This window comes from Mesorhizobium sp. B2-4-18, assembly GCF_006441385.1.
Classification (GTDB): Bacteria; Pseudomonadota; Alphaproteobacteria; order Rhizobiales; family Rhizobiaceae; genus Mesorhizobium; species Mesorhizobium australicum.
Genome location: NZ_VFUW01000005.1, coordinates 63,850 through 76,665 on the forward strand (window position 1 = coordinate 63,850; position 12,816 = coordinate 76,665).

13 protein-coding genes are annotated in these 12,816 nt (G+C 63.8%); 5 read left to right on the top strand and 8 right to left on the bottom strand.

Annotated elements, in window-relative coordinates; all coding sequences use genetic code 11:
• Window positions 1–14: 14 nt before the first annotated feature.
• Together purD and FJ527_RS13630 are read right to left on the bottom strand one after the other, a co-directional pair.
• On the bottom strand, window positions 15–1,292 hold the full coding sequence (gene purD / locus FJ527_RS13625; protein ID WP_140823335.1) for a phosphoribosylamine--glycine ligase: 1,278 nt from the start codon (window positions 1,290–1,292) through the stop codon (window positions 15–17).
• Between the two features lie 151 nt (window positions 1,293–1,443).
• On the bottom strand, window positions 1,444–2,265 hold the full coding sequence (locus tag FJ527_RS13630) for a phytanoyl-CoA dioxygenase family protein (RefSeq protein ID WP_140823336.1): 822 nt from the start codon (window positions 2,263–2,265) through the stop codon (window positions 1,444–1,446).
• A 90-nt stretch (window positions 2,266–2,355) separates the two neighbouring features.
• Between FJ527_RS13630 and FJ527_RS13635 the strand changes: the two genes are divergently transcribed.
• Window positions 2,356–3,267 carry a LysR family transcriptional regulator gene (locus tag FJ527_RS13635; RefSeq protein ID WP_140823337.1) on the top strand — a complete coding sequence of 304 codons (912 nt, stop codon included), beginning with the start codon at window positions 2,356–2,358 and terminating at the stop codon, window positions 3,265–3,267.
• A gap of 68 nt (window positions 3,268–3,335) precedes the next feature.
• Window positions 3,336–4,319 (top strand): 4-hydroxybenzoate octaprenyltransferase, encoded by a 984-nt coding sequence (gene ubiA, locus FJ527_RS13640; RefSeq protein WP_181166365.1) that lies wholly within the window; start codon window positions 3,336–3,338, stop codon window positions 4,317–4,319.
• A 41-nt stretch (window positions 4,320–4,360) separates the two neighbouring features.
• On the opposite strand, the gene FJ527_RS13645 is transcribed toward ubiA, so the two are convergent.
• The 3 genes from FJ527_RS13645 to FJ527_RS13655 all read right to left on the bottom strand — a co-directional run bounded on the left by FJ527_RS13645 (window position 4,361) and on the right by FJ527_RS13655 (window position 7,530).
• Window positions 4,361–4,927, bottom strand: coding sequence for a DUF6101 family protein (locus FJ527_RS13645; RefSeq protein ID WP_041163896.1), 567 nt, complete (start codon window positions 4,925–4,927; stop codon window positions 4,361–4,363).
• 189 nt (window positions 4,928–5,116) lie between these two features.
• Entirely contained in the window at window positions 5,117–6,547 is a 1,431-nt protein-coding gene (locus FJ527_RS13650; protein WP_140823339.1) for an FAD-binding oxidoreductase, read from the bottom strand.
• A gap of 8 nt (window positions 6,548–6,555) precedes the next feature.
• On the bottom strand, window positions 6,556–7,530 hold the full coding sequence (locus FJ527_RS13655) for an L-threonylcarbamoyladenylate synthase (protein ID WP_181166352.1): 975 nt from the start codon (window positions 7,528–7,530) through the stop codon (window positions 6,556–6,558).
• Window positions 7,531–7,684: 154 nt separating this feature from the next.
• Here FJ527_RS13655 and FJ527_RS13660 point away from each other — a divergent pair, with 154 nt between their 5' ends.
• Both FJ527_RS13660 and FJ527_RS13665 read left to right on the top strand, forming a co-directional pair.
• A complete protein-coding gene (locus FJ527_RS13660; protein WP_224622699.1) occupies window positions 7,685–8,161 on the top strand; it encodes a hypothetical protein in 477 nt (158 codons plus the stop codon).
• A 175-nt stretch (window positions 8,162–8,336) separates the two neighbouring features.
• Window positions 8,337–8,723 (top strand): hypothetical protein, encoded by a 387-nt coding sequence (locus FJ527_RS13665; RefSeq protein ID WP_140715040.1) that lies wholly within the window; start codon window positions 8,337–8,339, stop codon window positions 8,721–8,723.
• Between the two features lie 71 nt (window positions 8,724–8,794).
• Here the strand turns inward: FJ527_RS13665 and FJ527_RS13670 are convergent, their stop codons facing one another.
• Window positions 8,795–9,082: an ATPase gene (locus FJ527_RS13670; RefSeq protein WP_140715042.1), complete on the bottom strand. Its 288-nt coding sequence runs from the start codon at window positions 9,080–9,082 to the stop codon at window positions 8,795–8,797.
• Between the two features lie 196 nt (window positions 9,083–9,278).
• Window positions 9,279–11,495, bottom strand: coding sequence for a glycine--tRNA ligase subunit beta (glyS, locus tag FJ527_RS13675; protein ID WP_140823341.1), 2,217 nt, complete (start codon window positions 11,493–11,495; stop codon window positions 9,279–9,281).
• 195 nt (window positions 11,496–11,690) lie between these two features.
• On the opposite strand from glyS, the gene FJ527_RS29290 reads away from it, so the two are divergent.
• Window positions 11,691–11,867: a hypothetical protein gene (locus tag FJ527_RS29290; RefSeq protein WP_181166353.1), complete on the top strand. Its 177-nt coding sequence runs from the start codon at window positions 11,691–11,693 to the stop codon at window positions 11,865–11,867.
• 3 nt (window positions 11,868–11,870) lie between these two features.
• Here FJ527_RS29290 and FJ527_RS13680 read toward each other — a convergent pair whose 3' ends face one another.
• Window positions 11,871–12,815 (bottom strand): glycine--tRNA ligase subunit alpha, encoded by a 945-nt coding sequence (locus tag FJ527_RS13680; protein ID WP_140823342.1) that lies wholly within the window; start codon window positions 12,813–12,815, stop codon window positions 11,871–11,873.
• Window position 12,816 lies beyond the last annotated feature (1 nt).

A 12,816-nucleotide genomic window follows, 5' to 3' on the forward strand; every position in this document is an offset into this window, starting at 1 on the left:
ACCCGGTCGGAGCTTCAGCCGGCCTGCTCGCGCGCCACGGCCTGCCAGCCTATGTCGCGGCGGCAGAACCCGTCCGGCCAGTCGATGCGGTCGAGGGCGGCATAGGCCCGCGCCTGCGCCTCTCCGACGGTGGCGCCGCTCGCCGTGACATTGAGCACACGGCCGCCATTGGCGACCAGCGCACCGCCATTGATTGCGGTGCCGGCATGGAAAATCTGGACGCCTTCACCGGCGGCGTCCTCGACGCCGCGGATGACAGAGCCTTTCTCCGGTGTGCCGGGATAGCCCCTGGCCGCCATCACGACGGTCAGCGCCGCCTCGTCACGCCAGCGCACCGACATATGCGCGAGCTGGCCATCGGTCGCGGCATTGAGCAGCACCAGCAGGTCATCCCTGAGCCGCATCACCAGCACCTGGCATTCCGGATCGCCGAAGCGGGTGTTGTATTCGATCAGCTTCGGCCCGCTTTCCGTGATCATCAGTCCGGCGAACAGAATCCCGGCGAAAGGCGCGCCAAGCTCGGCCATGCCGCGCATGGTCGGCTCGATGATCTCACGCATGGTGCGCTCGATCATGTCAGGCGTCATTACCGGGGCCGGCGAATAGGCGCCCATGCCGCCGGTGTTGGGACCGACGTCGCCATCACCGACGCGCTTGTGGTCCTGCGCGGTGCCGAAGGGAAGCGCCGTGGTGCCGTCGCAGAGGCAGAAGAAACTCGCCTCCTCGCCGGTCATGAATTCCTCGACCACCACCTCCGCGCCGGCAGCACCCAAGGACCCGTCAAAGCAGGAAGCGAGTGCCGCCCGTGCCTCGTCCATCGTCATGGCGACGGTGACACCCTTGCCGGCTGCGAGCCCGTCGGCCTTGATGACGATCGGCGCGCCCGTCTTCTCGACATAGGCCTTGGCCGAGGCCAGGTCGCCGAACCGGCCATAGGCGGCGGTCGGAATGTTGTACCGGGCGCAGAGGTCCTTGGTGAAACCCTTCGAACCTTCCAGCCGCGCGGCGGCCTTCGAAGGCCCGAAGACGCGGATGTTTTCGGCGCGCAGATCATCGGCGATGCCGGCGACGAGCGGCCCTTCCGGGCCGACCACGACGAGATCGATTTTTTTCTCCCGGCAGAAGGCGGCGACCGCGGCGTGATCGGTGATATCAAGCTTAATCAGTTCGGCCTCGCTGCCGATGCCCGGATTGCCGGGGGCCGCGTAGAGCTTGGTCAGCAGCGGCGAAGCGGCAATCTTCCAGGCCAGCGCATGTTCGCGGCCACCGGAGCCGAGAAGAAGAACGTTCATGGCCACCTCTTGATGCCGCCGATCCCATAGAGAGAACAACCCGCTATTGCTCTCTGGGCGACGGGTCAAGGCATCAGGGTGGATTGCGCACGGGAACGTTATCCCTGTCGAATAGGGCGCCGGCCACCGCCGTGCCTATTCCGGCTCTCGTTCAGCCCTGAAAGACCACCGGAAACCAATCCTCGCGCAGCTTCTGTCCCGGCTGCATGCCATGGCCGTGATAGGGCGGCGAGGTGCGGCCCGGTCGCTCGACATAATGGGCATCGTCGCCGACCCAGCGCAGCGACAACGCCCGGCGCCGGGCCGCGGTCATATTGCCGCGCGCGCCGTGTGCCGTCCTGAAGTCGAACAGGATGGCGTCGCCCGGCTCCATCTCCCATTCGATAACTTTCATCGATGGATCGGTGTCGGGATCGGGCACCGGACGGTAATCGCCCTCGGCGGCGTAAAAATTGCCATCGTCCAGCCAGCGTACCGGCAGGATCACCTTGTCCCATTTGTGCGAGCCGGCGATCAGGCGCAGCGTCGCCTCCTTCACAGGATCGATGGGGATCCAGAAGCTCACCGTCTGCTGGCCGTCGACGAAATAATAGGGGATGTCCTGGTGCCATGGCGTCGGCTTCTGCGTACCGGGCTCCTTGACCAGCACATGGTCGTGGAAGAACTGCGCGGTGCGCGACTGCATCACCGCGGCCGCCAACTGCGCCGCCGGCGAATTGCGCACGACATCGACGAATTCAGGGATACGCTCCCAGTTGCAGTAATCGTCGAAGAAGCTGCCCTTGCCGCCAGCGATGTCGGACGCGGTGGCGCTGCGGCTCCGCATGTTGCGCTCGATGCCGGCGGCAATCGTGTCGACCCAGCCCTTGAAGGCGCCGCGGATGCAGACCGCGCCGTCACGCTGGTAGTCGGCAATTGTCTGCGCATCGATGATTTCGGTGACGATTGGCTGCGTGGCGGTTTGCGAAGCCATGGTGTCCTCCTCTCAGGATGGAGGCCACTATCGCAAGGTCCTCTTATTCAGTAAAATAATAACTTCTCATCTGACACATAGGTTCTGGCTATGAGTCTCACTCTCACGCAACTCCGCTATCTCATCGCCGTCGCCCGCCATGGCAGCGTCACCGGCGCGGCGCGGGCGATCAACATTTCGCAGCCGTCGGTTTCAGTGGCCATCGACACCATCGAAAGGGATTTCGGCCAGAAACTATTCGTACGCCAGCGGGGAAGCGGCGTTTCGCTGACCTCGTTCGGCCGTGTCGTGGTAGCGAAGGCAAAGCAGGTTCTTGCCGAGACGGACGAACTCATGAGCCTGGGGGCGGGCAACTCAGCCATCGGTGGCGAGCTGGTGCTCGGCTGCTTCGAGGATCTGGCGCCCTTTTTCGCGCCGGGCCTCATCCGCGCCTTCTCCGAACGTCATCCAGCGGTCGCGGTTATCGTCCGTGACGAGACGTTCGAGACGCTCGGGCGACGCCTGGCGGACGCCACAGTCGACCTCGGCCTCAGCTACGATCTCGGCCTGCCGTCGCATTTCGCCCGCATCCTGTTGCACGAGCTTCGGCCGCATGCGCTGCTGCCGGCGGGCCATGCACTGGCGGGCCACCCTGAGGTCAGCCTGGCGGATCTGGCCGCCTACCCGCTGATCACGACCGACCAGCCGCATAGCTGGCAGCATATGCTCGACCTGTTCCGCGGCCGTGGCCTGTCGCCGGTGGCCGACATGCGCACAAGTTCGTTCGAACTCCAGCGCAGCATGGTGGCCAACGGCTTCGGCGTCGCGGTCAGCTATACCCGCCCGCATGGCGACCGCAGCTATGACGGCTTGCGCCTCGTCTGCAAACCGCTGTCGGATCCGCTGCCCATGCAGCGCATCATTCTCACCCACGATACGCATCAGCGCGTGTCGAATGCGGCGCTGGCTTTCATCGCGGTGGCGAAAGTCTGGTTTTCCACACGCGACATCTTCGCGTCGTGACGGTTGGCGGGCCGCCGCTCCTCCGCTTGCCGCTTGACGGTTTCCGCCACTGCTGCCACTCCATGCCAATGGAACCTGTCCAGTCAAAAGCGGCCCAGGGTCGCGTCGCCGATGCGCCGAACCGCCATTGGGTCTATCGCGTGCTGCCGCGCGCGATCTGGCCCTATGCGCAGCTGGCGCGGTGGGACAGGCCGATCGGCTGGCAGTTGCTTTTGTGGCCATGCTGGTGGTCGGCGTCACTTGCGGCGAGCGCCTATCCGCGCCCAGGCGACCCGCTGCTCTCGCTGCTGCCGGCGCCCTTGTACCTTGTGCTCTTCCTGATTGGCGCCATCGCCATGCGTGGCGCCGGGTGCACCTATAACGACATTGTCGACCATGACATCGATAACCAGGTCGAACGCACCCGCTCACGCCCGCTACCGTCCGGCCAGACCACGCGCCGGCGGGCCTGGCTGTTTCTTGTCCTGCAGGCCCTGGTCGGCCTGGCGGTTCTCCTGCAGTTCAACAGCTTTGCCATTCTGCTCGGCGTCTGCTCGCTGGTGATCGTCGCTGTCTATCCATTCACGAAGCGGATAACCAACTGGCCGCAACTGTTTCTCGGCCTCGCCTTTTCCTGGGGCGCGCTGATGGGGTGGGCGGTCGAGTTCGGTGATCTCGATGGCCCCGCCGTCATGCTCTATATCGGTTCGATCCTGTGGGTGATCGGCTATGACACGATCTATGCCCACCAGGACAAGGAAGACGACGCCATTGTCGGCGTACGTTCGACCGCGCGGCTGTTCGGCGACAACACCAAGGCATGGCTCGCGGGGCTTTATGGCGGTACGCTGATCTGCTTCGCCATCGCCTTCGCCTCGGCGCAGGCCCCGGTGGTGGCACTGGCGGGATTGATCGCCGCCGGCGCCCACATGGCCCGGCAGATCGCGGTTCTGGATATCGACGATCCAGACCAGTGCCTGCGGCTGTTTCGGTCGAATAACCAGGTCGGCTGGCTGATCTTCCTCGGCCTGATCGGCGGCGCACTGTGGGTGGCGCTGAAGCCGCTGGTGTAGTGGCTTTTCCTTCTCCCCGTCTCTATACGGGGAGAAGAACGCTAGTCTCTTGAAATGATCTCCTCGCCGCCGATCACCAGCCTGAGGCCGAGGTCACCGGCTCTGCGGCGGGCAAGGAAGCGGGGGCGGCGCATATTGGAAACGCGGCCCTTGCGGCGCTCCCGCGGCGGCAATGTCTTGATGGCGGCGCCGAGCGATTCTTCCAGGGTGCGGGCGACGCCATCGGATTCGATCAGCAGCATCGGCAGACGGTAGGCGTCGGCCCAGGCGCGCCAGTCGGCGGCGACGTCTTCGAGATCGTCGGCCACCAGCAGCGGCACCGACAGCATCGGATCGTTGTGCAGGAGTTCCAGGGTCACCGTGACATTGCCTTCCGGATCCTCCATCGCACGGGCGGCGACGCCGCGAAATGCATTGGCGGGCAGCACGATGATCGCCGGCAGGCCGCTCATCTCGAGCAGGCGGCGGATCACGGCGCCGCGCTGGTCGATGGTGAAGGTTACGTCGCCATAATCGTCGCGCGTGGCATAGCTCACCACCTGCGGCAGGCGGAATGGGTCGAGACGCATGTTGCGTCCCGCCCAGACTGGCTTCAGTCCAGTGTTCACGTTCATAGAGCGCCTTCCTGTCTGTCTCCTGAGAGCCGGTTCCGGTTCTCTCCGGGCCAGTTTTCCCGGCCTCGTTATGGGGAAACAGTAGCGCCGGCTCCTTACCGCCGCGCTTAAGAAAGTCGGTTAAATTTTGCTGATCTCAGGGATGGTTATCGGAATGCCACCAGCCACAGGATGGTGAAAGGATCAGATAACCTTACCAGGATTCATGATGCCCGCCGGATCGAAGGCAGCCTTTACCCGGCGCATCAGATCGATGGCCATCGGCGGCGCGGTGGCGATCAGTTCGTCGCGCTTCAACTGACCGATGCCGTGCTCGGCCGAGATCGAACCGTGGAGGCTGCGCACCACGTCATGCACGGCCTTGTTCATAGCATGATAGAGCGCCAGGAACGCCTCGTCGTCGCCGTCGACGGGCCGTGAAATGTTATAGTGGAGATTGCCGTCTCCCATATGGCCGAAGCAGACCACGCGGGCGCCGGCGCTCACTGACGCCACGGCGTCGGCGGCCTCCCTTATGAAGCGCGGTATCGATGCGATCGGCACCGAAATGTCGTGCTTGATCGAAGCGCCTTCCGGCTTTTGTGCCTCGGGCAACAGCTCGCGAAAATCCCAGAAGGCATCGCCCTGCCCGAGGCTGGCGGCGATGACGGCATCGCCGACGAATTCCTGCTCTAGACCCGCCGAAAGCACATCCTCGACCAGCGCCCGAGAATCCTCCGCTGAGCGGCCGGACGATATCTGCATCAGCACGTACCAGGGCCAGTCTTCGGCCAGCGGCCGCACGACGCCCTGGGCGTGCGCAAGGGTAAAGTCATACGGGCGCTTGCCGATCAGTTCGAAGGCCGTGAGTGCGGCTCCGGCGCGGTCCATGGCCAGGCTGAACAGGGAAAGGGCGGCTTCGGGCGACGACAGGCCGACGAAGGCGACGTCCCTCCCCTTCGGCTTCGGGAACAGTTTGAGCACGGCGGCGGTGATGACACCGAGCGTGCCTTCGGCGCCGACGAACAGGTCCTTCAGGTCGTAGCCGGTGTTGTCCTTCTTCAGTTTGCGCAAATCGTCGAACACCTCGCCGGTCGGCAGCACCACCTCGACGCCGAGGCACAGTTCGCGCGCATTGCCATAGGCCAGCACGCCGGTGCCGCCGGCATTGGACGACAGGTTGCCGCCGATCTGGCAGGAGCCTTGCGCGGCGAGCGACAGCGGAAACAGCCGGCCGGCGGCATCGGCCGCTTCCTGCAAGGTCTGCAGGATGACGCCGGCCTCGACCGTGACCGTATTGGACAGCACATCGATCTCGCGGACGCGGTTCAGCCGCGATAGCGACAGGACGATCTCGCGACCGGATCTGTCCGGCACCTGCGCGCCGACCAGCCCGGTGTTGCCGCTTTGCGGCACGATCGGCGTTCCGGTCTCTGTCGCCAGCCGCATGATCCGGCTGACCTCGTCGACGCTGCCCGGCCGCAGCACCAGGGACGTCGCGCCATGCCAGAGCCCGCGTCGCTCGATGAGATAGGGCGCGATGTCCTGCTCGTCGCGCAGCGCATATTTGTCGCCCACGATCGCCGCAAAGCGATCGATGAGAGCAGGATCCAGTTTCGCGGAAATTTCGGCCATGGCGAAGACTATGTTGTGGACAGTATGTTGTCACGAGGAGCGGCGGCACGGGAGAGCCGGTCGTTGATGGCCTCGCCGAGCCCGTCAAAGGGAATTGGCTCGACGGCGATAATCCGCGCGCCGCTACGGTCCAAATCTTGCATGTAGGCAAAGAGATTGCTTGCCGCTTCACTCAGGTCACCTGACAGGGAGAGGTTGAGGAAAGCGGTCGCGCCGCGCCAGCCTTCCGCGCGGTGGTCGCCGAAGGCAAGCAATGCTTCTCCTTCACCAACCGTGCCGGCATTGAGCCGAACAGCCGCGCCCGGTGCGTAGTGCGAGGCAAGCATGCCCGGTGCCTCGACGCCGGCAGTGCCGCCGCGCTGCAGCTCCATGCGGATGGCTGCCTCGATCTCATCGGCGGCAATGCCGCCGGGCCGAAGCAGGCGCAACCTTTCGCCTTCGGCCTTGACGATGGTCGATTCCAGCCCGACCGGGGTGGCGCCGCCATCGACCACCAGTTTGATGCGCCCGCCTAAATCCGCAGCCACCGCTTGCGCCGTCGTCGCGCTGATCTTGCCGGATGAGTTGGCGCTGGGCGCGGCAAGCGGTCGGCCAAGCCTAGCGATCAGGTCGCCGCCAAAACCCCTCGGCATGCGCACGGCGATCGTGTCGAGCCCGGCCGTAACCAGCGGATGAATGCCGTTGCCGGGGCGCTGTGGCAGCACCAGCGTCAGCGGACCCGGCCAGAAGGCAAGCGCGAGCTTCCTGGACAGCGGATCGAACGAGGCGATGCGCTCGGCCATCGCCATGTCGGCGACATGGGCGATCAGCGGATTGAAACGCGGCCGCCCCTTGGCTTCGAAAATGCGCGCCACGCCAATGCCGTTGGTGGCATCGCCGGCAAGCCCGTACACGGTTTCCGTTGGAATGGCGACGACATCGCCGCCCTCAAGCAGCGTCAACGCCGGTTCCATCGCTTCGCCGACGGCAAGTATTTCAGCCACTCTCGTCACCTCGCGGATGCCGGCTGCGTAATACGACGGGGCCGCCGGGGCAAGCGGGCATTGGCAATTCATCAATTCCTAAAATGCTATCTTTCCACGAAAGCCGGCATCAATCGCCGAGTACTATCGTGCGGCTTCTGGGCAATGGGGAGCTATGTCGGTGTCTGTTCGTATCTGGGGAGCGCTTGCCATCACTTTGGCCTCAATGGGTGGCGGGGCTCAGGCCTCGTCGCTGGTCTTTCCCGGTGCGCCGGCCTCGACACCCTCCATCCTTGCGCTGAAGGCGGCCGACGGCAAGGCGAGCGACGTTGTGTCCGTCGTTGTGCTTGGCGAGCCTGACGTCACCTACGAAAAGGTCGCGGCAATCCCCGGCAAGGCCGAGGCGAGGCACTCCTTCGCGCAGAGCCCGATGATCATTAGGGGCGGCGTCGTCGGCGGCGCTTTCTCGACACCCATGCAGGCCAAGGCGCCGGCCGCGGCAACGGCCCCAGCCACCCCAACCGCCCCCGCCACGGCGACAGCCTCGGCAGCCCCCGCGCCGGCAGCGCACGGGAAAGCAGCGGCACCGGCGGCAGCCGCGCCGCCTCCGCCAGCCCACCAGCCTGCTTCAGGAGCCGGCAAGGTCAAGTAGCGACCACGCAAACCGGACGGGCAAAATGCTCGGCGGCTTGACGGCGGTCTGGCCTCCTGCGCACCACTGTCCGGCGAATTTCGTCTAGAGTATCTCGCTGGCGGCCCTGCGGCTGATTTTCGCCAAGCGGCTCCGGCGGACTCAATCGCATTGTTCAAGGCAAAGGGGATTGCTCATGAAAAAATCGAAGACCGTTACCGTGGCAGGGCTTCTGTTGGCGTCATTGCTTGGTGGCGTGGCCCAAGCGGACGACATGCTGGGATCCTATGTCGCGCGCATTTCTGATCGCGACCACCAGGCGAGCGACGGCTATGCGCTGGATGGCGCCGCGCAGATGGTGCGGCAAGACCGTGCCAACTGGCACAAATTCCATCGCCGCGACGGCGACGACGAGGGCGACGCCTGGTTCAGGACCAACGACCAGCGCGCCGACCTGCAGCGCATGCTGGAGCGCCCCGGCGCGATGAGTTCCTCGACCAAGCGCGCCATCGTCAATGGCGAGCCGCTGATCCAGGTCGACGTCTATGAAAACAGCGTGCGCGTCAGCATCCTGGAGAACTGATCAAATCAATTTGGGAAGACGGCGGAAGGGCGGCGCGAAAGCGCCGCCCTCGAGAACCTGTTAACTGAAAATCAGGCTGCTTCTTCCTTGTCGTCGTCGTCTTCGGACTCGCCGTCTTCGGATTCTTCGGCGTCATCGCCTTCGGCCTTCACGGTGTCATCGGCGTCGTCTTCGTCAGACTCTTCGCCGTCTTCATCGTCGCCTTCCTCGTCATCGCCATCTCCGTCTTCGTCAGACAGATCAGCGGCTTCGACCGTGGTCGCAGCGGCGTGATCGAGGGCGGTTTCGGAAGCGGATTCAAGCGGCTCGGCAGGAGCCGAGGTTTCTTCTGTCACTTCGATTTCGTGATCGGAATTCATGGAAGCCTCCGTTGGGGTGGGGAACACACCCCTTTTGCCACGGAGAGATCATCGTCATATGACTGTAAGCCGGCTCGAAGGGCCGGCCGGAACATATTTTTCCCGGGGCCTGCGGCCCCCTCTATCCCGGCGTGATCAGGACAAACGGAAACCGTTTGTCCGAGAAAATCGGTGCCGACTTTTCGAAAAGTGCTTCTCAACCAGCGATTTTCGAGAAATCCGCGACCTGACCGGTAGCCGTGCGAATGCGCGCGAGCAGCGCCAGTCGGTTGGCACGCACGGACAGGTCCTCATCATTCACGAGAACATGCTCAAAGAATGAATCAACGGGTTCACGCAACACGCTAAGCGCCATCATGGCAGCCGAAAAGTCTTGGTTTTGAATCGCTTCGCCGACTTGCTTCTCGGCCTGATTCACCGCGGCGAACAGCGACTTCTCCGCATCTTGCCGGAACAACGCCGGCTCAACGGTTTCGGCGACGGCCGTTTTCTTCTTCTCCTCGGCGGCCAGAATGTTGGCGGCACGCTTGGTGCCGGCGAGCAAATTCTTGCCGTCCTCGGTGTCAAGGAAAGAGCCGAGCGCCTCGACACGGCGGACGATCTGCAGGAGGTCATCGGACTGAGGCGTGATCACCGCGTCGATCAGGTCATGGCGCGCGCCCTGGTCGCGGAGGTAGACTTTCAGGCGGTCGTGGAAGAAGGCGAGGAGGTCGATCACCTCGGCCCCAACCTGCCTTCCTTTGAATTCCCGCATCCCTCGCCCAATAGCTCCGCCACGAGGACGCTGCATCGATTGGTGGACAAAGAGAACATGAGATTCTGCTAGTTCGGCGATGCTCAATTGAATTCTATTCTCAATAAGAATTCTCACTACCCCAAGTGCAGCCCTTCGCAGTGCATAAGGATCCTTAGATCCAGTCGGCTTCTCGTCGATTTCCCAAAATCCGACCAGCGTATCGAGCTTGTCTGCAACCGCAACGGCCACAGATACCGGATCAGTCGGCACCCGGTCTGACGGTCCTTGCGGCTTGTAGTGCTCCTCGATGGCCGCGGCCACGGATGGATGCTCGCCCTGCAGCAGCGCATATTTGCGGCCCATCGCCCCCTGCAGTTCGGGAAACTCGCCGACCACTTCGGTGGTGAGATCGGCCTTGGCGAGAACCGCCGCACGGCCCGCGAGCGTGGGATCGGCGCCAACGACCGGCGCCAATTCTTCCGCCAATCGCTTGATGCGCCCCACCCGCTCGCCCTGCGTGCCAAGCTTGGCATGGAAGGTCACATTGAGATGGTCGAGCCGCGCCATGCGCTGGTCGAGCGGCTTTTTCAGATCGAGCCCGAACTTCTCGGCCGATGCCTGGAGTTGGTCAAGGTCCGGCAAATCGCCCTGGTCGGTAGTCCAGAAATAGAGCGCATCGGACAGGCGGGCGCGCACCACCTTGCCGTTGCCGTGGGCGATCTCCTTGCCGCCGTCCTTCGCCTCGATGTTGGCGGTGAGGATGAAGCGGTTGGAAAGCGCCTCGCTTTCCCCCCGCGGCCGCGTGACAAAGCATTTCTGGTTGGCGCGGATCGTCAGGCGGATCACCTCGGCCGGAATGGCAAGGAAAGCCTCTTCGAACTCGCCCATCAGCACGACGGGCCATTCGACCAGCCCCGACACTTCCTCAAGCAAGCCCTCGTCCTCGACCAGGTCGAGCCCGTTGGCGAAGGCGAGGTTGCGGGCGTCGGCGAGGATGATCTCCTTGCGACGGTCGGCGTCGAGCACGACCTTGCCCGCCTCCAGCTTGCCCACATAATCGTCGAAGCGGCGCACGGTGATTTCGCCGGGCGCGAGGAAACGGTGGCCGTAGGTGATGTTGCCCGAACGGATGCCGTCGATCTCGAAATCGACCACCACCGGCTCCTCGGTCTCGGGGCCGAAGGTGCACAGGATCGACTGCAGCGGGCGCACCCAGCGCAGCGAGCCCGGCTTGGCCGAGGCCGGTCCCCAGCGCATCGACTTCGGCCACGGAAAATCGCGGATGATGTCAGGCACCAGTCCGGCGATGATCTCTTCGGCCGCCCTGCCCGGCTTCGAAATATGGGCGACGTAGAAGTCGCCCTTCTTCGGGTCGGAATGGACATGCGCCTCGGCGATCGAAGACAGGCCGGCCTTGCGCAGGAAGCCTTGGACCGCCTGTTCTGGCGCCGATCTCGATGGACCCTTGATTTCCTCGTGAATGTCTTTTGAGCGTGCGGTGAGCCCGCGTATATCGAGCGTAAGGCGCCGGGGCGTCCAATACTCACGCGCCGCCTCATAGGTGAGACCCGCCTCGACCAGGCCGTCGGTCAGCATCTTCTTCAAATCGCCCGCCGCCTTGCGCTGCATGCGGGCAGGAATTTCCTCGGAACGAAGTTCAAGAAGCAGGTCAGGCATCGGGGTCAGCTCATGCGGGAGAGTGGTCCGGGCGGGGCATAGCAACTCGGCTGGCCGCTGTCACCCTTTCCATAAATTTCAATAGGCCTGTCGGGACGAGCCGAACCCGCCCGTCCTTGGATCAAAGATTTCCATGAACCGAAAGCTGCGCTGAAGCGACCCACGCTCAGGCAAGGAACTATTGGCTGAACGACAATGAAAACGGCATCCAGACTTCTTCAGATCCTTGCGCTCAGCGCCTGCTTCACCGCGCAGGCCCACGGCGCCTTCTCGATGCCAGGCGTGCGGCAGGCGCTAAGGACAATGGCTGGTCCGAGCGGCCAGATCCTGCCGCCGATCAATGCTTCCCTCGAAATGACCGAGGGCGCTTGAGGCTCAGGCCGCCAATCCACCGGCCTGCGTCTTCAAGAACGCCTCGCCGCAGGCTTTCGCCAGATTGCGCACACGCAGAATGTAGCTCTGGCGCTCGGTGACAGAGATCACGCCACGCGCGTCCAGCAAATTGAAGACATGGCTGGCCTTGATGCACTGGTCATAGGCCGGGAAGACCATCTTGTGCATCGGCAGATTGTCGTTCGAGGCCGGCGCGCCGGCCTCGAGCAGCGCCTTGCACTCGGCCTCGGCGTCCTCGAAATGCCTGAGCAGCATCGCCGTGTTGGCGTATTCGAAATTGTGGCGGGAATATTCCTGCTCGGCCTGCAGGAAGACATCGCCATAGGTCACCTTGTCGGCGCCCTCGCGGCCGTTGAAGTTGAGGTCGTAGACATTGTCAACGCCCTGCACATACATGGCCAGGCGCTCCAGGCCGTAGGTGAGTTCCCCCGCCACCGGCGCGCATTCGATGCCGCAGACCTGCTGGAAATAGGTGAACTGCGACACCTCCATGCCGTCGCACCAGCATTCCCAGCCAAGCCCCCAGGCGCCCAAAGTCGGGCTTTCCCAATCGTCCTCGACGAAGCGTATGTCGTGCAGCAGAGGATCGACGCCGATCGCCGCAAGCGAGCCGAGGTAAAGCTCCTGCAGGTTCGGTGGATTGGGCTTCAGGATCACCTGGTACTGGTAATAGTGCTGCAGCCGGTTGGGATTCTCGCCATAGCGGCCGTCCTTGGGACGGCGCGAAGGCTGGACGTAGGCGGCGTTCCAGCCCCTGGGCCCTAGCGCGCGCAACGTCGTTGCCGGGTGAAAGGTGCCGGCGCCGACCTCCATGTCATAGGGCTGGAGGATGACGCAGCCATAAGCCGCCCAGTAATTGTGCAAAGTGAGGATCAGCCCCTGGAATGAGCGGCTGGGATGCATATGGGCTGGGATTTCAATCGTCACG